Source organism: Streptomyces sparsogenes subsp. cuspidosporus, from assembly GCF_039532705.1.
In the GTDB taxonomy this organism is placed as follows: domain Bacteria; phylum Actinomycetota; class Actinomycetes; order Streptomycetales; family Streptomycetaceae; genus Streptomyces; species Streptomyces sparsogenes.
The window spans coordinates 161,743-187,182 of record NZ_BAAASD010000007.1 but is presented as its reverse complement, the minus strand read 5'-3'; the positions used below and the strand labels follow the sequence as shown (position 1 = coordinate 187,182).

Below are 25,440 nucleotides of genomic sequence, written 5' to 3'. Positions count from 1 at the left end.
GACACGCCGTGGCGTCGGCGTGTCGCTGTCCGATACTCCCCGTGCACTACTCACCGCGCACTCCGGGCCCGGGTCACCCCACCGGCTGGGCCAGCCGGGCGAAGCCCGAGGTCATCGCGACCGGGACGCGGAAGAAGCCGTCGTCGTGGCTCTGCTCCGTGGCGTGCAGCAGGGCGTCGGTGTCGCCGATGCCGGCCCAGCCGAGCATGTAGCCCAGCAGGGAGGTCCGGCCGGGGGAGCCCGTGAAGAAGCCGTTCTCGCGGGCCCTGGTCAGGACGAGTTCCTGGTACTCGTGGGCCCGGGTGAGCAGCGAGTCGTCGCCGAGGACGCGGGCCGTGGCGATCAGCGACTGGACCACGCCGCTGCTGCCGTGGCAGACCGACAGGTCCACCGGGCGGCCGGGGCGCAGCCGGGTCGCGGCCTCGACGAGGGTCGTCAGCCGCCGTCCGGACAGCTCGTCCGGGCGGCCGGCGGAGAACAGGATCTCGGCGGAGGCCAGCAGCAGGCCGGCGGCGCCGTTGCACCACCCGGCGAACGAGCCTCCCGTGCCGGAGCCGGCCCGTACGGTCAGCCAGTCCGCGGACGCCCGGGCCGGCGCCTCGTCACCGAGGACCCGGCCGACGCGGGCGCGGGCCCACTGGAGCCCGAGTTCGCCGTGGGCGAGGTCGAACCACGGCGCGGTCCTGGGGGCCTGGAGATGGGCCAGGGCCAGATCGCGCAGCCGGGCGAGCCGGGGTTCGCCGCACAGGGCGGCGGGGTCGTCCCCGGCCTCCAGGCGGGACAGGAGGACCATCAGCAGGCCGGCCGGGCCGTTGCTCAGGTCGGTCTCCAGGTCGCCCGCCGCGGCCCGCGCGTCGACCTCGTCGAGGACGGGCCCGAGCCAGTCGGTCGGCGTCGCCTGCGGCCGGGTGAGCAGCAGGGAGGCGGCGCCGGAGAACACGGACTCCGGGGTCTGCCGCAGGCCCTCGCCGTACTCCGCCAGCAGATCGTCGAGCCCCCGGTCGGCGCGGTGGTGGACGGTCCGGAAGCCGTCGTCGAGGCGGTTGGCCCGGTTGAGGAAGGCCGTGATGCCGCCCATGTCGTGGAACGAGACGAAGTTGCCCGGGGTGATGGTCGCCGCGTCCCGCCCGGGGCCGATGCCGCCCAGCCAGCCGGTCCGCGGACCGTCCGGGGTGTGGAGGGTCACGCCGAGGTCGGCGATCCGCCGCGCGATCTCCGGCCACCAGGCCCCCGCGCGGGCGTGCCGCAGCGGCCCGGCGAACACGCTGTGCCGGGACAGGCCGGCGGGGCTGTCCTCGCCGAACACCTCGCTGAAGCACTCCTCGAGGAGGAAGTGGTGGTAGTGGTCGGGCCGGGCGGCGTTCAGGGCGACGCCGCGCCGGGCGTGGTCCAGCGACGAGGTCGTGAACGCCTCGGGGAAGCGCGCCCGTGAGGTGGCCAGGTCGGTGGAGTCCGCCCGTGAGCTGAAATAGGGCACGTTCCCCGTGTTCATGCCGGCGCGCTCCTCGGCGGCGATCCGCTGGGCCAGCTCGGCGGTGAACTGGCCCGAGTTCCCGAGCAGCCCGAACAGCCGCTCGGCCTCCTCGGGTCGGGCGAGGTAGGAGGGGTGCGTCGAGGCGTCCATGAAGCGGCTGTAGACCAGCGTCGCCCGCAGCACATACCGGACGGGCATGTCCCGGTGGGTGTCGAGCAGCGCCGGGATCGCGCCGCCGCGCACGAACTCGAGGGCGTCGGTGTAGCCGGCCAGCACATCCGAGAAGTAGTCGGTCGCGGACAGCGGCGCCTCCCCAAGACGCGGCAGGTTGGCGTCCTGCCGGTAGGTGATGGGATCCCGCCCGACGCACATGCCGTCGGTGCCGGGGTCGCGCACCACCGTCTTGGTCATCTTGGAGGGCTGGTCGCCGGCCACGCCCACCCCCGCCATGAGGAAGTCGACGGGGGAGGCCGGGCTCATCGAGGGGACGAGCATCGTGGAGACGACCGACAGCTTGGTGTGATTGATCAGCAGGTGCGGAAGCGTGTCGTTCTCCACGCCCGCGTCCGGCCGCAGGATGGTCTCGGTGTCGATGACGCACGGATTCTCGCCGCGGGCCAGCAGGTTCTCGTCGTGGAGGTCGGAGGCCCCGATGGCGGAGAGGATCGCGCACAGCGCGCCGAACCGGTAGAAGTACCGGGCCGGCTGGTCGGGCGAGGTCATCGGCTCCGACGGGACGAACTGCTGCCAGCCGTGGGACCCGGAGGTCACCGAGACGGGCAGGCACTCGCGCAGCGAGAAGCTGAGGTACGGGTCGGCGGCCGCGTACAGGTCCCGTACGAAACCGTCCGTCGCCAGGGCCCGCGGCTTGAAGACCAGTCTGGTGCCGCTGGTCAGCCGCACCCCGACCACCTGGCGGTTGTCGTTGTGCGGGTCGGAGCCGGTGAGGAAGACGTCCTCGATGAGCTCCCCGGCCGCCGCCGTGCGCGGCGTCAGACCGGCGGCGCGCAGCGCCTCCTGGTCCGCCGTGTACGCGCAGAACATGTCGGTGTACGCGTCGAGCGAGTTGTCCAGCAGGATGGACAGCCGCTGCTGCAGCACCGGGTAGGCGTCGGCGATGCGCCGGCAGGTGCCGGGCGCGCCGAGATGCCTCCGGAACCGCTGCAGCGCCTCGTCGCCGTCGGCCGTCATGGGCAGCCCGAGGCCCTCGCGGAAGGTGTGGAACTCGCCGATCAGCGTCCGGAAGGAGTGGCCCTCGACGGCGGTCAGCAGCTCCCCCCAGATGGTGTCCACCACCGCCTCGTGGCGTTCGGGGCGCGTGGCCGGGGCCATCACCTCCCGCAGCGTCGAGACCACGGAACTCCTGGGCACGAGGTGCTGGTAGAACGGGAGGAAGGCGGGGATGGCGACGTCCGGGTCACAGATCGGGCCCTCCGGGCCGATCGCGTTCTCCCAGGCCGCCTTCTCCCGCCCCGCCACCAGGGCATCGGGGTCACCGTCCGCGTAGAGCTTCATGTAGACCGAACCTCCGTTCAGCAATTCCTCGTGACTGCCCTGCTCGACGACGCGTCCACCGTCGAGCACGTAAATGCGGTCGGCCGCTTTGATGGTCGCCAGTCGGTGGGCGATGATGATCTGTGTCGCCCCGATGTCCTGGATGATGTCCGTGACGCGCCGCTCGTTGATGGTGTCCAGCGAGGCCGTCGCCTCGTCGAGGACGAGGATCGAGGGCCGCTGGAGCAGGGTCCGGACGATGGCGAGCCGCTGCCGCTGACCGCCGGAGAAGTTCGCGCCCATTTCCGAGATCAGCGTGTTGAGCCCCATGGGAAGGTCCTCGAGGAAGTCGAGGATTCCCACGCTCTCGCAGAATTCACGCACCTGTTCCTCGGGGATGTCCTGCCCCATCGTCAGGTTCTCGAGGATCGTGCGGTTGTGCAGATGCACTTCCTGGGGGATGTATCCGATGGAGCGGCGCAGCGAGTCCTTGTCGTATTCGCACATGTCCCGCCCGCCGAACTCGATGGTGCCCCGCGTCGGTTCGTACAGCCCGCAGATGATCCGCCCCAGGGTGGACTTGCCGGATCCCGAGGGGCCGACGAGGGCGACCTTGGCCCCGGCCGGAATGTCGATCGAGACGTCGCTGAGGACCGGTTCGCTGTGGCGGGTGTACTGGAAGCCGACGTCGGTCAGGCGGATGGAGGTCGAGGGCAGCTGCTTGAGGTCGCCGCCGCGGTCCTCCGAGGGCGTCTCGGCGATGTCGTTGAGGCGCGCCATGTAGCGGGACGCCTCCGCGAACTCGGTGCAGGTCTGGAACACCGAGGTCGACAGCGCGAAATAGGTGCCGGACACCGTCTGCACCGCCATGGCCTGGCCCAGGGAGATATGCCCGTGGCCGACGAGATACAGGCTCGACAACAGCAGGATCAGCGGGCCGAACATCTGGGTGGTGGCGGTCAGGCCCGTGATGCGGCCCTGTTGCAGTCGCATGCGGTCCTTCATCGCCTGGAGCGACGAGGCGTACACCTTGCTCCAGCTCGCGAGGAACTCGGCGGCATATCCGCCCATCTTGATGGTGGGCACCGAGACGATCGCGTCCAGCTGGGCCGACTGGCTCTTGCTCAGGTGGGTCATCTCCGCGTCCACGGACTCCAGCACCCGGATGCGGGTCTTCACCAGATACAGGGCGTTGGCCAGGGAAAGGGCCGCCGCTATCAGGCCGAGGCGCCATTCGGCGATCAGCAGATAACCGCTCACGCACAACAGGGTCCCGACGTCCAGCACGCCCTGCGCCACGCGCGAGGACAGCAGATCCCTGATCACGTTGACGCTGTTGAGCCGGAACAGAAGCTCGCCGGGTTGTCGCGTCGTGAAGAACTTGTACGGGAGGGAGAGCAGCTTGGAGAACGTCTGGATCATCAGGTGCTCGCCCATCATCGCCACCACGGACGAGAGGACGGCGACTCTGAGCAGATACAGCGCGAAGTAGCCGATGGCCACGGCGACGATGACGGAAAGGACCGTGGCCAGGTCGTCCAGGCCTCCCCAGCGGACGTACCGGTCGACCGCCCATTCCGTCAGCATCGGTATGCCGAGGGTTCCCGCGTATCCGCCGAGCGACAGAAGACCGACCAGCGCGATGCGCCTGCGCGAGCCCTTCGCGAAGAGCGGGATGCCGCGCCAGTCCGCCATGAACTTCCGGGGCGTCCGTTCGAAGTCCGGGCCGGGCTCGGCGGACACCGCGATGCCGCTGAAGGAGGCCTCCAGCTCCTTCCTGCCGAGGCGCCGCCGCCCGAGCGCCGGGTCCATGATGACCGCGGTGTGGCCGTCGAACCGCTCGAGGACCACGAAGTGGTAGTCCTCCCAGTAGAGGATCACCGGTGAGGTGAACTTCGCGAGGGCCGCCACGTCCTTGACGCGGAAGAGCTTCGCCTCCATGCCGCGCTCCCGCAGGAAGCGGGCGAGCTGGGTGGCGCTGAGGCCGTCCCGGCCGGCCTCCATGACCTGCCGCGCGGTGGAGATCTCCTCCGCGCGCCCGTGGTAGCGCAGGACCGCGACGCAGCAGCACAGGCCGCATTCCGTCTGGGCCACCTGCGTGATCGTCGGTACCCGCCGGGGCTGGGTGGACCGACGGTTGATGATGTTCCACGTCATGTCATCGGCCCCCCGCTGTCGGACCGGGTCGGTACGGAGCTACGGGGGACAGCGCGACGGGGGACAGCCGAGCGGACGGATCCAGGCGGTTGACGAGGTGGATCACCATCCCGGCGGTCCCGACCAGGAGGCTGTTGGTGTGCGCGTACCGGCTCCGGGTGTCACCGGCCTTGCGGGTGAACACCTCGGCGTGCAGCCACGTCCGCTCGACCTCCTCGACCTCGGCGCGCAGCGAGTGGTCGGCGCTCGCGACGGCGCAGAGGATGTCGTGGTTGCCGAGGTCGCCGTGGCACCAGGTCAGGTTCCGCCCGAAGCCACGGCGGATCATGTTGCCCACGGCCACCTTCCGCATGGGCTCCGCCGACTCGTCTCCCGTCGTCGCGCCGTACGCCGTGAGGGCGAGGGCGATGCCGGCCGAGCCGTGGCACCAGCCGGTGGGGAAGGACCAGGGGGTGGCCACGTTGGAGTACCAGTCGCCCTCGGCGGGGTCGTAGAAGTCCCGCAACCGGCCGATCAGGCGGGACAGCGTGGCCTCGACGGCCCCTCGCCGCCGCTCGGGCAGGCGCGGGTGGGCCCGGCTCAGCGCGTGGATGACGCCGCTGACCCCGTGTCCGAAGCCGGACTGGTCGAGTACGGGGTGGTGGGCGCCCGGCCGCAGGGCGTCCGTGAGCATGTCCGTCAGCGCGGCGGCCGACTCCTCGGCGTACGGGCCGCCGATCGCCGTCACACAGGACAGGACGCCCGCGAGCCCGCTGATGACGTCCAGGGGCAGGTCGGCCGCCGGTCGGCCGTTCACGGGGTCGAGCACGTCGGGTATCGCCTGCTGGGCGGCGCGGACCCAACCGGGCTGTCCGAGCAGCCTGCCCGCCGTCGCCAGCGCGAACAGCGTGCCGGCCGATCCGGAGTACGCCGAGAAGGGCGCCGCCCGCCGCGTGTCCGCGGTTTTGGAAGGGGGCCCGGACGAGGGCCCGGACAGGGGGCCGGACGGGAACTCGGGCAGGGACGCGGACGGGGACACGGACACGGACGCGGACGGGGACTCGGACAGGCCCTCCGCGATGGCCGAGAAGATCTGTCCGGCCAGGTCACGGTAGGCGGGGTGGTCCAGGACGCGGCCGGCCGCCGCCAGGGCCAGCGCCGGGCCGACCCTCCCGGTGTACAGGTCGTATCCGAGCACCGCGGGTGGCCACGGCCGGTTGGCCTGTGCGGAGGCCAGCGGACCGATCCAGGTGTGGGGGAGGTGGGCGTACCGGTCGGGCAGGGCCGAGGCGACCATGGTGTCGCACAGCCGGGTCACCACCCCGGCGAGCGTGTCGCCCGCCGCCCCCGTACGCCGCCCGCTCGTACGCCGTCCGCTCGCCGCGCCGCCGGACAGCGGGAGGCCGATGCCGTCCGCCGAGGCCAGGTGGTCGTCGGGGAAGCGGCAGGAGAAGGCGGAGTGGATGAGCCTGAGCTGCTCGCCCACCTCGAACTCGGTCAGGGCGGCGACCTTCGCCGCGGCCGCGGCGATCGGGGAGACCGGCAGCACGGCCCCGACCTCGGTCCCCTCGCCGTCCATGAGGGCCACGTCCGACGCGCCAACGGTGAAGTAGGGGACGTCGCGCCCCGCGAGCTGCCGCAGCTCGGAACGGACGATCGCGCGCGCGGCGGGCCGGCTGGCCATGGCCACCCGCTTCAGCGCCGCCAGGTAGGACGCGCGGTCGTTCATGGCCCGGGCGCTCGAGGCCGTGCGCAGCGTCTGCGCGTACACCGTCGTCGGGTTGTGGAGGTAGCGCACGCGCGCGCCGGCCGCCGCCCCGCGCACCAGCGCCGTCCAGCGCTCCCTGTCCGACATCACCGCGCGGCACACCCGGACGAATCCGGACGCCATCCGCTCGCCCAGCGCATGGACCTCGTCCTGGCTCAGCGTCCCCACGACCGTCCGCCGCTCCTCCGCCGCCTGCCGGCCCAGCGTCAGACGCACCTCGTCGGTGAACGGAGCCTCGAACCGCACGGACGTGAACGGTGACTCGCCGCCGCCCTGCTCGCCGAGGAAGCCGAGGTCCACATAGCCGGAGTCCTCGTCCCGGCCGGCCATGAGGAGGGGCAGGATCCCGATGCCGTAGACCGACTGTGTGAGCCTGTGATGGGCGTTGTCCGGCGTCTCCTCGGGGGCGCCGGGGTGGAGCCGGGCGGGCTGGAGGATCGTCTCCAGGTCGATCGGCACCGGGCCGCGGCGCGTGGCCACGACGTTCTCGAAGTGCATGTCCTGCGCGTTGAGCAGGTACAGCACGGCGGCGAGCTCGCCGCTGGCCGCCATGAACCGCGCGGAGATGTCGGCGACGTCCTCCGCCGCCACGTACTCCACATATCCGTAGCCGGGCCGCTCCAGGACCTCGGCGGCGACCAGCGAGGTGCCCAGCCAGTCGTTGGCCTCGCGGGCGATGACGGCGTACGCGGCCTCGCAGGACACGTCCCGCGGCTTGTAGGCCAGCTTCCTGCCGGACCCGAACTCCAGGACGGACACGCTGCGGCCCTGGTGGTGCGCGTCGCCGTCCCCGAATCCGCAGGAGACGACCGGGTCCGCCGGGCCGATGCCGAAGGCGGCGGCGATCGCGTCACGGTCGGCCGAGAGCCGCAGGCACAGCTCCCGGAAGTTGTGCGCCTCGTAGGCCAGTACGACGCGCGTGACACTCCGCAGCACGGGGAACGACAGCCCGCTCAGTGCCTCGAAGGAATGACGGAACGACTGGTCGACGAAGTACCGGTACCGCTCGGCCGGGTCCGTGCCCACGAGCCGGCCCTGGCGGCGGGCGTGGTTGACGGCGGCGACCAGCGGCCTGGTGTACACCTCGCGCAGTCGGGCCTCGGCACGTGCCAGTAATTGCCGCAGCGCGGCCTGGGGATCGGCGAACAGCGGCGCGAACGGCGCGACCGGGTCGGGGTCGGCGAGCGTCGCGGCGGCGTTCCTGATGATCTTCTGGAACGGATAGTGCTCGGGGGCCGCGCACCACTGAGCCACCGTGGCGTGGGCGGTGGCGCCGGTGGGTCCGGCGGCGTCGGCGGATACGGCGGCCCGGGGGCCCTTCCGGCCTCGGAAGACTCCAAGGGTCTGGGCGTCGAATCGCGCCAGCGGCGCGATGAGGTCCGTGATCTGAGCTGCGCTCAGTTCCGGATAGTACGGGGCTGAGGTTTTCACGACTCGTGATACTCCATCTCCATGGGGACGCGGCGGGGTCCGGTGGGCGGGGCGGAACCGGGGGCCCGTACGAGGGCCCCCGTTCCACCGCGCTGCGCTACGCGCTCACCGGACCCGCCGCCCGGCGCTCAGCACCTGCTGGTGCACTTGGTGGTCGGGCAGACCGCCGCGGAGACCCCGACGGCGATGCTGGTGACGGCGGCGGTGAGGCCGATCGCGGCGCAGACGGGTCCGGTGCCGCCGTGGACGTCCGCCTCGCTCAGTTCGACGAGCTCGGCCTCGTCCCACGCGCCGAGGATGTCCGTGTCCTTCTGCATGACTATCCCTTTCCCTGGTAGTACATCAGTTGCAATTCGGCTGGCATTCCTTGGTGAGGGTGCAGAAAATTCCGTACCCCCCACCCCCGAAGTACTGGCTGATGCGGTGAGCGAGGTCGATCGTGCCGCCGTGCTGCGCGACGTCGTGGAAGTCCTGCTCCGCGAGCTCTTCCACGAGGGAAAGGTCTCCCTCGAATTCCGAGTTCATCTTCTCTCCTTGGTTCGGTTGCATGCGGGTGCCGAAAGCCCCGTTGTTCCGGCGTCCCGTGAATTCATTCTGGGAGGCCGTTGTTGGCCGGCCGCACCGCGAAGAGCGGGGTTCGCGCACAGGCTGTGCATACGGCTCGCACATCCGGCGTCGGCCCGCCGGCGCCAGGGCTCAGGCGTCAGGTCTCAGGCGCGAGGTCTCAGGCGCCAGGGCTCAGGCGCGAGGTCTCAGGCGTCAGGTCTCAGGCGCGAGGTCTCAGGCGTCAGGTCTCAGGCGGCGGACGTGGACGCGGGCGCGGGCGCCGGCGCCTGCGCCGCGACGAGGCGGCGGGCCTCCTGGCGGTCCCAGTTCAGCGCCGCGGCCCGCATCGCCGCGACGTTGGGCGGCAGGTCGAGCCCCAGGTCGTCGGCGAACAGCCGCCGGCAGCGCCCGATGACGTCCAGGGCGCCGGCCGCGTCGCCGTTGATGCAGTGCACCGCGGACAGCAGCTCCCAGAAGCGCTGCCGGTAGGGCGCCTCGGCGATGGCGCTCTCGATCCGGTAGGCGAGCGTCTCGGTGCGGTCGGCCAGGACGGCGGCGGTGAACAGGTCCTGATACGCGTCGAAGCGCGCGCTGTTGAGGCCGGCGGCATGGGCGGCGAACCACCGGGTGGGCGGCAGGCTCGGGCCGAACGGGCCGCGCCACAGCGCCACCGTCTTCTCCAGTGCCGCGACCGCCCGGTCCGCGTCACCGCGCAGCAGCAGGCTCCGCCCGTGCCGCGCGGACACCATGAACATCGGCACGTCGAACTCCTCGGGGGCGACCTCCAGCGCGTAGCCGCTCCGGCTTCCGCGGTAAGTCCGCACCCGCCGGCTCAGGCCCGGCTCGATGCCGTCGAGGTCGCGCCGCAGCGCCGTGAGGTGGCTGCGGATGTTCGCCGCGGCGGAGGCGGGCGGATCGTCCCACAGCAGTTCGGTGAATTCCGCGACCGTGATGGCCTGCCCGGCGCGGAGCAGGAGGGCGGTGAGAATCGCTCGCCGCAGCGGCGAGGCCGGTTCGGTTCCGCCGAGGACTTCCATGGGGCCGAGCACCCTGAAGAGCAGACGCGGTTCCGCTGCCCACTCGATTTTCATGGCTGTTTTCGTGGCCGACATTTTTGTTCTCCCCGTTTTCCGGCTCGTCGAGACCGAGCAGGGCAGGCGGTGATGTCGGGCGATTGCCGACAACAAAATGCCTACCAAGGCGGGCCGGGGGTAACAATGGATCCGCGGCGTCCCGGACAGTCCGCCGCCGTCCGGGTCCGGTCGGCGCTGTCCGGCCTGGTCACAGGGGTGCGCGGCGGGTGTCCCGGACGCCGGGGGACACCCGCCGCGCGAACGCGGACGCGGACCCGGACGCCGGGGGACACCCGCCGCGCGGGCCCGGACGGCGAGGGGCGGTCTACCAGGTGCCCGTCGCCAGCTCGGCGACCACCGCCGCGTGGTCGGAGGGCCAGACGCCGTCCACGGGGCCGTCGCCCGCGCGGCGTACGGAGCGGACATGGCCGAGGCCGTCGGGGCCGGGCGGGCCGACGTGGATGTAGTCGATGCGGGTGCTCGGCTCGAAGGTCTTGGCGACGTGCGGGTTCGCGGTGTCCCAGGTGGCCCAGGGCGCGGCCGGGTCGGCGTACTCCCAGGCGTCGTAGAGGACCTGCCCGGGGACGGCGGGGGCCGTGCGGTAGCCGCCGAGCAGCCGTATCTCGTCGGAGTCGGGCCAGGCGTTGTAGTCGCCGGTGGCCACCGGAGGGAAGGGGGTGCTGCCGCGGTGGTCCGCGATGAAGCGGGCCAGGGCGGCGACCTGCGCGCAGCGCACCGCCGACTCGTGAGGGTCGGCGTTGAGGTGGGTGGTGAAGAACGGCACCCGGTGTCCGGGGGCGTCCACCAGGGCGTACAGCGCCAGCCGCCCGTCGTCCGCGCCGCCCCCGGCGGGCAGCCGGGCCACGGACCGCTCGGCGATGGGCCAGCGGCTGAGCACCGCGTTGCCGAAGTCGATGGTCGGGTCCCCGATGCGGCGCTGCCACTTCTGGGGGGAGTCGGAGGCGGCCCAGGTCCAGTGCATGTCGAGCCGTTCCGCGAGCCAGCCCGCCAGGTTCTCCTCACCGTCCGCCCACACCTCCTGCAGACCGACCACATCGGGCCGCACCGCGCGCAGGACCGCGAGGATCGCCTCCCGGCGCCGCTCCCACGGGCCGAACCGCCACCACACGTTCCACGTCATCACCCGCATCCGCCGCTCCCGCCTCTCGGGGTGATCACCACTGTCCCGACCCTATGCGGCGCGGCGCGCCGATCAAGCGGTATGGCGTGGAACCGCCGTCGGATCACGGATCGATAACTCGCGACAAGCGTGCAACCCTTCCGGCCCGCCGTGGGTCGTACCGGGCACCAGGCTTCCTGGGGGAGGATTCCGGGGGAGAAATCCGGGGGGATTTCGAGGGAATCCGGGGGAGAAGAGGAAGCCTTGCGGAGGGGGAAGCGAGGGGCCCGGCCGATGGACCGGGCCCCTCGAAATATCTCGCTGTCGCCCTGATGAGAACGTCGCCCTGATGAGAACGTCGCCCTGATCAGTGATTCAGAACGGCACGCCGCAGCGCAGCAGCACGTTCGCGTACGGCCGCACCTCACCGGTGCGCACCACCAGCCGCGCCGCCGCCGTCCGCGCCTTGAGCGCCTCGTGCGGCACCAGCTCCAGCGCCGACCCGGGGAAGAGGCCGTCGAGCAGCGCGGTCGCCGACGGGTTGTGCTCCCGCACCTCGAGGGCCGCCGTGGCGCCCTCGATCACCAGTTCGTCGAGCAGCCCCCTGAGCACCTGCTCGAAGGACGGCACCCCCGCCACGAAGGCGAGATCGACCACCGGCGGCCCGGCGGGCCCGGCGGGGATGGGGAGCCCGGCGTCGCAGACCATCACCGTGTCGGTGTGGCCCAGCTCGGCGAGGGCCCCGCTCAGCCGGCGGTTGAAGATCCCTGACCGCTTCATCGCGCCGCGACCTCCTCGGCCGTGGGGAAGGACTCCTGCGCGCCGGCGCGGGTGACCGCCGCCGCGCCGACCCGTACGGCGAACCGCACGGCCGTCTCCAGGTCGTCGCCGACGCCCAGGCGCCAGCCGAGCGCGCCGGTGAAGGCGTCCCCGGCGCCGGTGGTGTCCACGGCCTCGACCGGGAGGCTGGGGACCAGGACCGTACGGTCGCGGTCGGCGACGAGCGCGCCGCCGGCGCCCAGGGTCACCACCACCGAGCGCGGGCCGCGCGCCAGCAGGGCGGCCGCCCAGGCCTCGGGGGCCTCCTCCCGGCCCGCCGGGTCCTCGCCCAGCAGGAAGCGCGCCTCGTGCTCGTTGAGCACCAGCGGATCGCAGGCGGCCAGCACCTCGGCGGGGAGGGCGGCGGGCGGCGAGGGGTTGAGGACCAGGCGCGGGCCCGTCTCCCCGCCCGCCGTGCGGACCGCCTCGGCGACCGCCGCGACGGTCTCCAGCGGGATCTCCAGCTGGACCGAGACCACGCGGGCCGAGGCCAGCAGGTCCGCGGCGGCCCGTACGTCGTCGGGGCTCAGCCGGGCGTTGGCGCCGGGGGACACCACGATGCTGTTGTCCCCGGACGGGTCGACGGTGATCAGCGCGACGCCGGTGGGCGCGCCGCCGACCAGGACGCCCGCGGTGTCCACGCCCGCCGCCCGCTGCGACTCCAGCAGCAGGCGGCCGTGCGCGTCGTCGCCGACGCGGGCCAGCAGGGCCGTACGGGCGCCCAGCCGGGCGGCGGCGACGGCCTGGTTGGCGCCCTTGCCGCCGGGGTGGACGGCGAGGTCGGAGCCGAGGACGGTCTCCCCGGCGGCCGGGCGGCGTTCGACTCCGATCACCAGATCGGCGTTGGCCGACCCTACGACCAGGAGGTCGTGGTCGTGCATGCGTGTACGTCCCTTCAGACTGGCTGGGTTACCGGACGCGCCCGCGGCGGGACCTTCTCGCCCGCCCCTTCCCGGCCCGGGCCTCCGCCCCAAGGCCCCGGTCGCGGGAAGGGGCGGGCGGGGGTGACGATCCCGCCCGCGCGGCGGTCACTTCCCGGTGACGACCTTCACCGGCACCTTGACCATCGGGTCGACCTTCTTGCCCTTGGCCAGGGCCACCGCGTTCTTGACGGCCAGCTTGCCCAGCTCCTTCGGCTGCTGGGCGACGGTCGCGGCGAGGGTGCCGGCCTCGACCGCCTTGAGGCCGTCCGGCGTGCCGTCGAAGCCGACGACCTTGACCGACTTGCCGGCCTTGGAGCCGAGGGCCTTGATCGCGCCGAGCGCCATCTCGTCGTTCTCGGCGAAGATCCCGGTGATCTTGGGGTGGGCCTGGAGCAGGTTGGTGGTCACGTCCAGGCCCTTGGCGCGGTCGAAGTCCGCGGGCTGCTTGGCGACGACCTTGATGTCCGGGTACGCCTTCAGGCCCTCGGCGAAGCCCTGGCCGCGCTCGCGCGAGGCGGAGGTGCCCGCCGTGCCCTGGAGCACCAGGATGGTGCCCTTGCCGCCGAGCTGCTGGGCCAGGGTCTTGGCGGCGAGCTTGCCGCCCGCGACGTTGTCCGAGGCCACGGTGGTGGCTATGTCGCCCCTGGTGACACCGCGGTCGGCGGCGACGACCGGGACGTCGGCCTTGTTGGCGCTCTTGACCGACGGGCTCGCGGCGTCCGAGTCGACCGGGTTGATGATGATCGACTTCACGTTCTGGCTGAGGAAGTTCTGCATCTGGTTGGCCTGCTGGGAGGCGTCGTTCTGGGCGTCGGTGACGGTCAGGTCGACACCGGCGGCCTTGGCCTCGGCCTGGGCACCCGCCTTCATCTGCACGAAGAAGGGGTTGTTGAGGGTGGAGACGGACAGGCCCACCTTGATGTCGGAGGAGCCGGACGAGCTGTTGCAGGCGGTGGTGGTCAGGGCGAGGGAGGCGACCACGGCCGCGGCGGCGACGATCTTCTTCGGGTTCATGGTGGTTTCCTTCAGGTTTGCCCGAGGGACGGGGTGCGGGTGGATGAGGAGGAGTAGCGGGTCACGCGCGGCGGCGGAGACTGTCCACGAGGACCGCCAGGGCGATGACGACGCCGATGACGACCTGCTGCCAGAAGGCGGACACCGACAGCAGGTTGAGGCCGTTGCGCAGGACGGCGAGGATCAGGGCGCCGATGAGCGTGCCCGAGGCCTTGCCGACGCCGCCGGACAGGCTCGCGCCACCGATGACGACCGCGGCGATGGCGTCCAGCTCGTAGCCGACGGCGGCCTGGGGCTGGGCGGAGGCCAGGCGGGAGGCGAGCACGATGCCCGCGATGGCGGCGAAGCCGCCGGAGAGCGCGTAGATGACGAGCTTCTGGCGCTTGACGCGGATCCCGGAGAGCCGGGCGGCCTCCTCGTTGCCGCCGATCGCGTACATGGCACGGCCCGAGTACGTACGGGCCAGCACGGCGCCGGTGATCAGGCCCATGGCGATCATCACGATCACCGGGACCGGCAGCCAGCCGCCGAGGGTGTCGCCGAGCCGGGCCACCGACTCGGGGATCTCGATGGGGCTGCCCTGGGAGATGACGAGGGCCAGCCCGCGGCCGATCGAGAGCATCGCCAGGGTGGCGATGAACGGAGGCAGCTTGCCGAAGGAGATCAGCGCCCCGCTGACCAGCCCGCACAGGATGCCGGTGCCGACGGCGAGGATGACGGCCAGCCATACCGGCAGCCCCTGCGAGGTCGCCGACCAGGCCAGCACGGTGGCCGACAGTGCGGCCACCGAACCGACCGACAGGTCGATCCCGGCGGAGACGATCACGAAGGTGACGCCGAAGGCGAGGATCGCGGTGACCGCCGCCTGGACGCCGACGTTCAGCAGGTTCTGGGTGGTGAGGAAGTCGCCGGACATCAGCGACATGACCCCGACGAGGACCACCAGGGCACTGAGCGCGCCGTTGTCGAGCAGCACACGACGCAGCACCGCGGAGCCGCCCGGGGCCTTGGGACTCTGATGGGCGTTACTGGTCTTGAGCGTGTCAGTGGCCACGGGAGCCCTCCAATTCCTTGACGTCTTCCGTGACGCCCTTGATGTCCTTCACGGCCAGGGCCATCACGGCGTCCTGGGTCGCTTCCTGTGCGCCGAGCTCGCCGGCGATCCGTCCCTGGGCCATGACCAGGACCCGGTCGCTCATGCCCAGCACCTCGGGGAGGTCGCTGGAGATCATCAGCACCGCGTGTCCGGAGGCGGTGAGTTCGTTGATGAGCTGGTAGATCTCGACCTTCGCGCCCACGTCGATGCCCCGGGTGGGCTCGTCGAGGATGAGCACCTTGCTGTCGGCGAGCAGCCACTTGCCGATGACGACCTTCTGCTGGTTGCCGCCCGAGAGGGTGCGGACGCGCTGGTCGAGCCCGGCCATGCGGACCGCGAGCTGCTCGGAGATCCGGGCCGCCGCGCGGCGCTGCCCGGACCGGTCCACGAGCCCGGCGCGAGTGGCGCGCCGCAGCGTCACGAGGCCCAGGTTCTCGTGCACCGACGCGTCGAGCACCAGCCCCTGGCCCTTGCGGTCCTCCGGCACGAGGCCGATTCCGGCGTCCATCGCCGCGTTGACGTCCCGGCCGGGCAGCCGCTTGCCGAGCACCCGTACGGTCCCGGAGTCGTAGGGGTCGGCGCCGAAGATCGCGCGGACCACCTCGGTGCGGCCGGCGCCGACCAGCCCCGCCAGGCCCACGACCTCACCGGCCCGCACCTCGAAGCTGATGTCCTGGAAGCTGCCGCGGCGGGTGAGCCCCTCGACCTTCAGCAGCGGCGTCGCCGCCGCGGCGCCGGCCGCGGGGGCGGTGCGCTCGCGCGGGTACTGCTGCTCGATGGAGCGGCCCACCATCAGCCGGACCAGCTCGTCCTGCTCGGTGGCGGCCGGGACCTGGGTGACGCTGCGGCCGTCGCGCAGGACGGTGACGCGGTCGCCCAGGGCGGCTATCTCCTCCAGGTGGTGGGTGATGAAGACGATGCCGACGCCGTCCGCGCGCAGGGCGCGCACGATCCGGAAGAGCTTGTCGACCTCCTCGGTGGTGAGCACCGCGGTCGGCTCGTCCATGATCAGCACGCGGGCGTCCAGGGACAGCGCCTTGGCGATCTCCACCATCTGGAGCCGGGCGATGCCCAGCTCGCGGACCCGGTCGGTGGGGGAGACGTCCACTCCGACGCGGGCCAGCAGCTCGGCGGCGCGCGCGTTCATCGTCTTCCGGTCGATCAGCCCCAGGCGGCGCGGCTGGCGGCCCAGGAAGATGTTCTCGGCGACGCTGAGGTCGGGGACCAGGTTGAACTCCTGGTAGATGGTGGCGATCCCGAGCCGCTCGGCGTCCTGGGCGCCGTGGATGCGCACCGGGGAGCCGTCGACGAGGATCCGGCCGCCGTCCGGGCGGTGGGCGCCGGAGAGCATCTTGATCAGCGTGCTCTTGCCCGCGCCGTTCTCGCCCAGCAGGACGTGCACCTCACCGCGGCGCAGGTCGAAGTCGACGCCGTCGAGCGCGACCACTCCGGGGAAGGTCTTGCGGACCCCTTCCATGCGCAGCAGTTCGCTCGCGTTCTCCACGCTCAGCGGCTTCGTCGCGCTCTGCGTGCTCATGGCTTGCTCCCTTCGGGCTCGCCGCACGAGCGGCGGGTGACCAGGCGGGCGGACAGGATCACCGACTCGGCGGTCCGCCCCTCGACGAGGTCGATCAGCGCGCGCACGGCGGCGCGGCCGAGTTCGCCCGTCGGCTGGGCGATGGCGGTGATCGGGGGATCGGTGTGGACGAACCAGGGGACGTCGTCGAACGCGGCGAGCGCCACGTCGTCGGGCACCCGCAGGCCGCGCGCGCGGATCTCGTCCATCGCGCCGAGCACCATGAGGTTGTCCGTGGCGAAGATGACGTCGGGGGGCTCGGGCAGGTCGAGGAAGCGGGCGGTCACCCGCCGTCCGCTGTCCGCCTGGAAGTCGCCCTGCCCCATGTGGTCGGCCGGCAGGGCCATGCCGAACTCGGCCAGCGCGGACCGGAAGGCCTGCACGCGCTCGCGTCCGGTGGTGGTGGCGGCGGGGCCCGAGATGATGGCGAGCCGGCGGTGACCGAGCGCGTGCAGATGCGCCACCAGGTCGCGCACCGCGCCCCGGCCGTCCGTGCGCACCACGGGCACGTCCACACCGCCGATCCAGCGGTCCACGAAGACCATGGGAGTGCCGGACCGGGCCGCGTCCAGCATCAGCGGGGAGCCGCCATCGGTGGGGCTGACCAGCAGGCCGTCGATGCGACGGTCCATCAGGGAGCGCACATGGTGGTCCTGGAGGTCGGGGCGTTCGTCGGCGTTCCCGATGATCACGCTGTAGCCCAGGGCGCGGGCCTCGTCCTCGACCGAGCGGGCCAGCTCGGTGAAGAACGGGTTGAGCACGTCGCTGATCACCAGCCCGAGGGTGCGGGTCTGATCGGTGCGCAGCGAGCGGGCCACGGCGTTGGGGCGGTAGCCGAGCTCGGCGACGGCGGAGAGCACCCGGTCGCGGGTGTCCGCGCGGACGGACGGATGGTCGTTGAGCACGCGGGAGACCGTCGCCACGGACACTCCGGCGTGGTGCGCCACGTCCTTGATGCTCGCCATTCCACCTCCTCGTGGAATCGATTACACGGAGGATTGGAATCGATTACACGGGAGCTGGGCAAGGGCCTCCGGGCGGCCGAAACCGGATCGTAATACTCCGGCGGGCGTGTCCGGATCGCGTCCGGTGTGCGCCCCGCCCCCCAGGGGGCGTTCGCGCGGTCGCCGTGAGGTTTGTGCACAGGCCCCCCGGGCGTGTCGGCGCCCGGCGGTACCGTCGGGTCATGCTCAAACTCGCGGTGGTCGAAGGGGTCCTGGAGCGGATCACCTACGCCAATGAGGAGAACGGCTACACGGTCGCCCGGGTCGACACCGGCCGCGGCTCCGGCGATCTGCTCACCGTCGTGGGCTCCCTGCTGGGCGCCCAGCCCGGCGAGTCGCTGCGTATGGAAGGCCGCTGGGGCTCCCACCCGCAGTACGGCAAGCAGTTCACCGTCGAGAACTACACCACCGTGCTGCCCGCCACCGTCCAGGGCATCCGGCGCTATCTGGGCTCCGGCCTGATCAAGGGCATCGGCCCGCGGATCGCCGACCGGATCACCGAGCACTTCGGCGTGGACACCCTGGAGGTCATCGAGCACCGGCCCGAGCGGCTGATCGAGGTCCCCGGCCTCGGCCCCAAGCGCACCAAGATGATCGGGGCGGCCTGGGAGGAGCAGAAGGCCATCAAGGAGGTCATGGTCTTCCTCCAGGGCGTCGGGGTCTCCACTTCGATCGCGGTGCGGATCTACAAGAAGTACGGGGACGCCTCGATCTCCGTCGTGAAGAACGAGCCGTACCGCCTGGCCGCCGATGTGTGGGGCATCGGCTTCCTGACCGCCGACAAGATCGCCCAGTCCGTCGGCATCCCGCACGACAGCCCCGAGCGGGTGAAGGCCGGCCTGCAGTACGCGCTGTCCCAGTCGACGGACAGCGGCCACTGCTTCCTCCCCGAGGAGCAACTGATCGCGGACTCGGTGAAGTTGCTCCAGGTCGACACGGGCCTGGTCATCGAGTGTCTCGCCGAGCTGGCGGACGAGGAGGGCGTGGTGCGCGAGACCGTGCCCGGGCCGGACGGCGGCGAGCCGGTCACCGCCGTGTATCTGGTGCCCTTCCACCGCGCCGAGATCTCCCTGGCCGGCCAGGTGCTGCGGCTGCTGCGCGGCGGGGAGGACCGGATGCCCGCCTTCCGGGACGTGGACTGGGACAAGGCGCTGGCCTGGCTCGCCCGGCGCACCGGCGCCGATCTGGCCCCCGAGCAGAGCCAGGCCGTCAGGCTCGCGCTGACCGAGAAGGTCGCGGTGCTGACCGGCGGCCCGGGCTGCGGCAAGTCCTTCACCGTGCGGTCCGTGGTGGAGCTGGCGCGCGCCAAGAAGGCCAAGGTGGTGCTGGCCGCCCCCACGGGCCGGGCCGCCAAGCGGCTGGCCGAGCTGACCGGCGCCGAGGCGTCCACGGTCCACCGGCTGCTGGAGCTCAAGCCCGGCGGGGACGCGGCCTACGACCGGGACCGGCCGCTGGACGCCGACCTGGTGGTGGTGGACGAGGCGTCCATGCTCGATCTGCTGCTGGCCAACAAGCTGGTCAAGGCGGTCCCGCCGGGCGCCCATCTGCTCTTCGTCGGGGATGTGGACCAGCTGCCGAGCGTCGGCGCCGGCGAGGTGCTGCGCGATCTGCTGTCCGAGGGCAGCCCGGTCCCGGCGGTGCGGCTGACCCGGATCTTCCGGCAGGCCCAGCAGTCCGGGGTGGTCACCAACGCCCACCGCATCAACTCCGGCGTCCCGCCGATCACCCACGGAATGCCCGACTTCTTCCTGTTCGCGGAGGAGGACACCGAGGCCGCCGGAAAGCTCACGGTGGACGTGGCGTCCCGTCGGATCCCGGCCAAATTCGGCCTTGACCCGCGCCGGGACGTGCAGGTCCTGGCCCCCATGCACCGCGGCCCGGCCGGCGCCGGGACGCTCAACGGCCTGCTTCAGCAGGCCATCACCCCCGCCCGGCCGGATCTGCCCGAGCGGCGCTTCGGTGGCCGGATCTTCCGCGTCGGCGACAAGGTCACCCAGATCCGCAACAATTATGAGAAGGGGGCCAACGGGGTCTTCAACGGCACAGTGGGCGTTGTCACCTCCCTCGACCACGACGAGCAGCGCCTGACCGTGCTGACCGACGAGGACGAGGAGGTGGCGTACGACTTCGACGAGCTGGACGAGCTGGCCCACGCCTACGCGGTGACCATCCACCGCTCCCAGGGCAGCGAGTACCCGGCCGTGGTCATCCCCGTGACCACCGGCGCCTGGATGATGCTCCAGCGCAATCTGCTGTACACGGCGGTGACCCGCGCCAAGCGCCTGGTGGTGCTCGTCGGCTCGCGCCGGGCCCTCGGGCAAGCGGTGCGTACGGTCTCGGCGGGCCGGCGCTGCACCGCGCTGGACCATCGGCTCGTTCAAAGGTGAACGTGTCGGGAGGGTTTCCGGACCGTCACGAACGGGGCAGGATGGGCGTGGATACGGCACTCAGTGCCGCCAAATGGCCCTTCGGCCGACCCCGAGTGCACGTTCATCGTCCGGATGGGGGAAGGTGGGGGGAGTCAGGGCACCTCGAAGAAGAGAAGCAGACGTCGGTGAGGGATGACGTGAGTGACAACTCTGTAGTACTGCGGTACGGGGACGGCGAATACACCTACCCGGTGGTCGACAGCACCGTCGGCGACAAGGGCTTTGATATCGGCAAGCTTCGCGCCCAGACCGGTCTGGTGACCCTGGACTCCGGTTACGGCAACACCGCCGCCTACAAATCCGCGATCACCTATCTCGACGGTGAGCAGGGGATCCTGCGCTACCGCGGCTACCCCATCGAACAGCTGGCCGAGCGCGCCTCGTTCCTCGAGACGGCCTTCCTGCTGATCAACGGGGAGCTGCCCACCGTCGACGAGCTGGCCGACTTCCGCGACCAGATCACGACGCACACGCTGCTGCACGAGGACGTCAAGCGGTTCTACGACGGCTTCCCGCGCGACGCCCACCCGATGGCGATGCTGTCCTCCGTGGTCAGCGCGCTGTCGACGTTCTACCAGGACAGCCACAACCCGTTCGACGAGAAGCAGCGGCACCTCTCCACGATCAGGCTGCTGGCCAAGCTCCCCACGATCGCGGCGTACGCGTACAAGAAGTCCGTCGGCCACCCGTTCGTCTACCCGCGTAACGACCTGGGCTACGTCGAGAACTTCCTGCGGATGACCTTCTCGGTCCCGGCGCAGGAGTACCAGCTCGACCCGATCGTGGTCAGCGCCCTGGACAAGCTGCTGATCCTGCACGCCGACCACGAGCAGAACTGTTCGACCTCCACGGTGCGGCTGGTCGGCTCCTCGCAGGCCAACATGTTCGCGTCCATCTCGGCGGGCATCAACGCGCTGTGGGGTCCCCTGCACGGCGGTGCCAACCAGTCGGTGCTGGAGATGCTGGAGGGCATCCAGGCCTCCGGCGGGGACGTCGACTCCTTCATCCGCAAGGTGAAGAACAAGGAAGACGGCGTGAAGCTCATGGGCTTCGGGCACCGCGTCTACAAGAACTTCGACCCCCGGGCGAAGATCATCAAGTCGGCGGCGCACGATGTCCTCTCGGCCCTCGGCAAGTCCGACGAGCTGCTCGACATCGCCCTCAAGCTCGAGGAGCACGCGCTCGCCGACGACTACTTCGTCGAGCGCAAGCTCTACCCGAACGTGGACTTCTACACGGGTCTGATCTACCGGGCGATGGGCTTCCCGACCGAGATGTTCACGGTGCTGTTCGCCCTCGGCCGGCTGCCGGGCTGGATCGCCCAGTGGCACGAGATGATCAAGGAGCCGGGCTCCCGCATCGGCCGTCCGCGCCAGATCTACACGGGTATCGTCGAGCGCGACTTCGTCCCGGTGGAGCAGCGCTGACACTGGGTGCCAGGCGCGGTGACTGAGCCAAAGGGGCGCGACCCTGACGAAGGGCCGAGCACGGTCGACCCCCGACAGGGGCTGAGGCGCCCCGGCGGGGGTACCTCCCAGCGGTAGCTGGGGGAGAACCGAGCCCTAAAAGGCACGCGAAAGCGCCCCGCTGCCGATCCCCCCACGGGTCGGAGCGGGGCGCTTCCATTCCCGGTTACGGATTCCCCCCACGGGATCCGGCCGGGGGTCTGCTGGCCGCAGAAGCCCTCACCTGTACGCGATCTGCCGGGACGCGTACGCAACGGGAGGGCCGCTCAAAGCTCCCCGAGTACGTCGCCCCGGCCACGCGTAGCGGGATCCGTCCCCCAAGACGAACCCTCACCGCCCCATTAGACTCCCCACCCCCCGTGATGGTTACGTTCGGTCGCCTGTGATCTGCGTCTCTTGCCATATGGGGGCGTAAAAGGGCAAGAGCCTCGATTTGAAGATCGAGGCTCTCGTGTATGGGTGTTGTGCGGCTTATGGGGACTTGGTGAATCTATGGAGATTCGGTGAAGGTCCGCAGTCGCAGGCTGTTGGTGACCACGAAAACCGAGGAGAACGCCATCGCGGCGCCCGCGATCATCGGGTTGAGCATCCCCGCCGCGGCGAGCGGCAGCGCGGCGACGTTGTAGCCGAAGGCCCAGAAGAGATTGCCCTTGATGACGGCCAGGGTCCGGCGCGCCAGCCGGATCGCGTCCGCGGCCACCCGCAGATCGCCCCGCACCAGCGTCAGGTCCCCCGCCTCGATGGCGGCGTCCGTCCCGGTGCCCATCGCCAGGCCCAGGTCGGCGGTGGCCAGGGCGGCCGCGTCGTTGACGCCGTCGCCCACCATCGCGACCGTACGGCCCTCCGCCCGCAGCCGCCGCACCACGTCCACCTTGTCCTGCGGCAGCACTTCGGCGATGACCTCGTCGATGCCCACCTGGCGGGCCACCGACTCGGCGACCAGCCGGTTGTCACCCGTCAGCAGCACCGGGGTCAGACCGAGCCCGCGCAGCCGGGCCACGGCCTCGGCGCTGGTGTCCTTGACCGCGTCGGCGACCACGAGCACGCCGCGGGCGCGCCCGTCCCAGGCGACGGCCACCGCCGTGCGCCCTTCCGCCTCGGCCGCCGCCTTCGCGGCCGCCAGCTCCTCGGTCAGCCCGGTCCCGTGGGCCGCGAGCAGCTTCTCGCGGCCGACGAGGACCATGTGTCCCTCCACGACGCCCTGGACGCCCAGTCCGGGCACGGACTCGAAGCCCTGGACCGCCGGGAGGGCGCCGGCCCGGGAGGCCGCCGCGTCGGCCACGGCGCGGGCCACCGGGTGCTCCGAGGCGTGCTCGAGGGCGCCGGCCAGCCGCAGGAGCCGGTCCTCGGTGACTCCGGGGGCGGTGTGGGCTCCGTGCAGCCGCATCCGGCCCGTCGTCACCGTGCCGGTCTTGTCGAGGACGACGGTGTCCACCCGACGGGTGTTCTCCAGGACCTCGGGGCCCTTGATGAGGATGCCGAGCTGGGCGCCGCGGCCGGTGCCGACCATGAGGGCGGTCGGGGTGGCCAGGCCCAGCGCGCACGGGCAGGCGATGATGAGGACGGCCACGGCGGCGGTGAACGCGGCGGTCGCGTCGCCGGTCAGCAGCAGCCAGCCCAGCAGGGTGCCGACGGCGATGAGGACGACGACGGGCACGAAGACCCCGGAGACCCGGTCCGCGAGCCGCTGCACCTCCGCCTTGCCGTGCTGCGCCTCCTCGACCAGGGCGGCCATGCGGGACAGCTGGGTGTCGGCGCCCACGCGGGTGGCCTCGACGACCAGGCGGCCCGCCGCGTTGACGGTCGCGCCCGCCACGGTGTCGCCCACGGCGACGTCCACGGGCACCGACTCGCCGGTCAGCATGGAGGCGTCCACGGCCGAGGCGCCCTCGACGACCGTGCCGTCGGTGGCGATCTTCTCGCCGGGGCGCACCACGAAGCGGTCGCCGACGGCCAGCCGGGAGACCGGGATCCGGACCTCGCGGCCCTCGCGCAGCACGGCCACGTCCTTGGCGCCCAGGTCCATCAGCGCGCGCAGCGCCGCGCCGGCCCGGCGCTTGGAGCGGGCCTCCAGGTAGCGGCCGAGGAGGATGAAGGTGGTCACCCCGGCCGCGGCCTCCAGGTAGATCGAGGAGGAGCCGCCGCCGCGGGCGACGGTGAGGTCGAAGCCGTGCCGCATGCCGGGCATGCCCGCGTCGCCGAGGAACAGGGCCCACAGGGACCAGCCGAAGGCGGCGAGGGTGCCGAGGGAGACCAGGGTGTCCATGGTGGCCGCGCCGTGCCGGGCGTTCGTCCAGGCGGCCTTGTGGAAGGGCAGGCCGCCCCAGACGACGACGGGCGCGGCGAGGGCGAGGGACAGCCACTGCCAGTACGTGAACTGCAGCGACGGCACCATCGCCAGCAGGACCACGGGCGCGGACAGGGCCAGTGAGATCAGGAGCCGGCGGCGCAGCGCGTCCGTACGGGCGTCACCGGGCTCACCCGCCGCGGGCTTCCCGCCGGCGCGGCCGGCGGCCGTGGACGCGCCCGTGGGCCTGCCCGTGGAGGCGTCCATGGGTGTGGGCGGGGACGGGGCCACGGGCTCGGACTCCGGCTCGGGTGCCGGGGGCCGCGGCGGCTCGGCGGTGTAGCCGGTCCTGACGACGGTGTCGATCAGGTCGGCGATCTCGACGCCGCCCTCGTAGGTCACCTTCGCCTTTTCGGTGGCGTAGTTGACCGTGGCGGTGACGCCGTCCATGCGGTTGAGCTTCTTCTCGACGCGCGCCGCGCAGGAGGCGCAGGTCATGCCGCCGATGGTGAGCTCCACCCGGGAGGCCGGGGCCGCCGGCGAGGTCTGCTCCGCTGTGGGTGTCTTCTCCTTCGCGGCGCGTGGGGCCGTGCTGGTCATCTCGGGCTCCTGGGGCTCCTGGGAGGAGGGCCGGGCCGGGTGGGCGGGGCCGCGCGGCCCGGCGGGGGTGGTGTCAGGCCCGGCCGGTCAGCTCGTAACCGGCCTCGTCCACGGCGGCGCGCACGGCCTCGTCGTCCAGCGGGGCGGCCGAGACGACGGTGACCTGGCCGGTGGCGGCGACGGCCTGGACGGAGCTGACGCCGTCGAGGGCGGAGATCTCCTGGGAGACGGCGCCTTCGCAGTGGCCGCAGGTCATGCCGGTGACCTGGTAGACGGTGGTGACGCCGGACGCGGTGGTGGCCTCTGAGCTCATGGCTTCTCCTGTGGTGAGCGGGCGGACACGGCTGAGTCCTTGGGTGCCCAGGGGGCGCGGGTTCCCCGGTGTCCCCTGATGATGACAAGCATAATACCCCTAGGGGGTATTACGGGGTCCGGGGCGGGGTCTCGGCGCCGATGATCGGGGCGAGATAGCCGTGGAGGGACGCCTTCAGCTCCTCGATGTACGCGGCCCGCTCCTCGCCCTCATGGGCGAGTACGAGTTCGAGGCCCGCCTTGAACAGGGAGAACACCATCGTCGCGGTGCGGGTGCGGCGCTCGGGGGGCAGCGCGGGCTGGATGAACCCGATCAGCTCCTCGAGTCGGGCCTGCAGGGCCACGTGCAGCGCGGCGTGGTCCTCGGTCATCAGGCCTGGGACGTCACCCGAATGGATGAGGGTGAGGAAGACGGGGTTCTGGCAGTTGAACTCGACCATCGGGTCGACGACCGCGTCCAGCATCCGGTCGAGGGGGAGCGAGGCGTACTCGGGGGTGAAGAGTACGCCGTGGGCCTCCCGCATCCGGTGGGTGAGCCGCTCGCCGAGTTCGACGGCGATGGCCTCCTTGTTGGGGAAGAACTGGTACAGCGTCCCGGGGGAGACCCCGGCCTCGCGGGCGATCGCGTTGGTGCTCGCCCCCGCGTAGCCCGTCCGGCAGAACACGCTGGCCGCCGCGTCGAGCAGCTGCTGGATGCGGCGCTCCCCGCGCGCCTGCCTGCGGCGCGGCTTCGCCTCGCCGGCGGGCTGGTCTGCCTTGGTCTCGGTCACGCGTCAATCCCCAGCTCTCGGTGATCCATTGACAAACGCGAGTAGTCGCTCGCATTCTGGAGAAACGCGAGCGGTCGCTCGTGTTTGCCGCTCCTTGGGCAA

General features: G+C 71.7%; 15 protein-coding genes and 2 pseudogenes. 2 read left to right on the top strand and 15 right to left on the bottom strand.

All coding sequences use genetic code 11. The features are described from left to right. Positions 1-73: 73 nt before the first annotated feature. From lanM (ABFY07_RS11890) to ABFY07_RS11840, 12 genes and pseudogenes are all read right to left on the bottom strand, one after another. Positions 74-5,125, bottom strand: a complete 5,052-nt coding sequence (gene lanM / locus ABFY07_RS11890) for a type 2 lanthipeptide synthetase LanM (RefSeq protein WP_346174448.1) — start codon at positions 5,123-5,125, stop codon at positions 74-76. 1 nt (position 5,126) lies between these two features. Continuing rightward, positions 5,127-8,303 (bottom strand): type 2 lanthipeptide synthetase LanM, encoded by a 3,177-nt coding sequence (gene lanM, locus ABFY07_RS11885; protein ID WP_346174447.1) that lies wholly within the window; start codon positions 8,301-8,303, stop codon positions 5,127-5,129. A gap of 128 nt (positions 8,304-8,431) precedes the next feature. Beyond that, complete coding sequence (locus tag ABFY07_RS11880; protein WP_346174446.1) at positions 8,432-8,620, bottom strand: class II lanthipeptide, LchA2/BrtA2 family; 189 nt, start codon at positions 8,618-8,620, stop codon at positions 8,432-8,434. Between the two features lie 25 nt (positions 8,621-8,645). Beyond that, positions 8,646-8,828, bottom strand: coding sequence for a plantaricin C family lantibiotic (locus tag ABFY07_RS11875; RefSeq protein ID WP_065959517.1), 183 nt, complete (start codon positions 8,826-8,828; stop codon positions 8,646-8,648). Positions 8,829-9,097: 269 nt separating this feature from the next. Next, entirely contained in the window at positions 9,098-9,940 is an 843-nt protein-coding gene (locus ABFY07_RS11870; protein ID WP_346174445.1) for an AfsR/SARP family transcriptional regulator, read from the bottom strand. Between the two features lie 307 nt (positions 9,941-10,247). Then, positions 10,248-11,072 (bottom strand): endonuclease/exonuclease/phosphatase family protein, encoded by an 825-nt coding sequence (locus ABFY07_RS11865; RefSeq protein ID WP_346174444.1) that lies wholly within the window; start codon positions 11,070-11,072, stop codon positions 10,248-10,250. A 345-nt stretch (positions 11,073-11,417) separates the two neighbouring features. After that, entirely contained in the window at positions 11,418-11,822 is a 405-nt protein-coding gene (rbsD, locus tag ABFY07_RS11860; RefSeq protein ID WP_346174443.1) for a D-ribose pyranase, read from the bottom strand. Next, positions 11,819-12,742 (bottom strand): ribokinase, encoded by a 924-nt coding sequence (gene rbsK / locus ABFY07_RS11855; RefSeq protein WP_346174442.1) that lies wholly within the window; start codon positions 12,740-12,742, stop codon positions 11,819-11,821. Before rbsK ends, rbsD begins: the two co-directional genes overlap by 4 nt. Positions 12,743-12,889: 147 nt before the next feature. Beyond that, positions 12,890-13,705, bottom strand: a pseudogene (locus tag ABFY07_RS43125) (substrate-binding domain-containing protein); the annotation flags it as partial. Positions 13,706-13,862: 157 nt separating this feature from the next. Continuing rightward, a pseudogene (locus ABFY07_RS43120) lies at positions 13,863-14,852 on the bottom strand (ABC transporter permease); the annotation flags it as partial. Then, a complete protein-coding gene (locus ABFY07_RS11845) occupies positions 14,842-16,431 on the bottom strand; it encodes a sugar ABC transporter ATP-binding protein (RefSeq protein WP_346174441.1) in 1,590 nt (529 codons plus the stop codon). The pseudogene ABFY07_RS43120 and the gene ABFY07_RS11845, both read right to left, overlap by 11 nt. After that, complete coding sequence (locus ABFY07_RS11840) at positions 16,428-17,435, bottom strand: LacI family DNA-binding transcriptional regulator (RefSeq protein WP_346174440.1); 1,008 nt, start codon at positions 17,433-17,435, stop codon at positions 16,428-16,430. Before ABFY07_RS11840 ends, ABFY07_RS11845 begins: the two co-directional genes overlap by 4 nt. A 221-nt stretch (positions 17,436-17,656) precedes the next feature. On the opposite strand from ABFY07_RS11840, the gene recD2 reads away from it, so the two are divergent. Then, positions 17,657-19,861, top strand: a complete 2,205-nt coding sequence (gene recD2 / locus ABFY07_RS11835) for an SF1B family DNA helicase RecD2 (RefSeq protein ID WP_346174439.1) — start codon at positions 17,657-17,659, stop codon at positions 19,859-19,861. 179 nt (positions 19,862-20,040) lie between these two features. After that, positions 20,041-21,330 (top strand): citrate synthase, encoded by a 1,290-nt coding sequence (locus ABFY07_RS11830; protein ID WP_065959490.1) that lies wholly within the window; start codon positions 20,041-20,043, stop codon positions 21,328-21,330. A 529-nt stretch (positions 21,331-21,859) separates the two neighbouring features. On the opposite strand, the gene ABFY07_RS11825 is transcribed toward ABFY07_RS11830, so the two are convergent. From ABFY07_RS11825 to ABFY07_RS11815, 3 genes are all read right to left on the bottom strand, one after another. Beyond that, a complete protein-coding gene (locus ABFY07_RS11825; protein WP_346174438.1) occupies positions 21,860-24,256 on the bottom strand; it encodes a heavy metal translocating P-type ATPase in 2,397 nt (798 codons plus the stop codon). Between the two features lie 73 nt (positions 24,257-24,329). Continuing rightward, the gene (locus ABFY07_RS11820; RefSeq protein WP_065959488.1) at positions 24,330-24,569 is read right to left on the bottom strand and encodes a heavy-metal-associated domain-containing protein; all 240 of its coding nucleotides are present in this window, start codon (positions 24,567-24,569) and stop codon (positions 24,330-24,332) included. A gap of 109 nt (positions 24,570-24,678) precedes the next feature. After that, positions 24,679-25,338 carry a TetR/AcrR family transcriptional regulator gene (locus tag ABFY07_RS11815; protein WP_346174437.1) on the bottom strand — a complete coding sequence of 220 codons (660 nt, stop codon included), beginning with the start codon at positions 25,336-25,338 and terminating at the stop codon, positions 24,679-24,681. Positions 25,339-25,440: the final 102 nt, after the last annotated feature.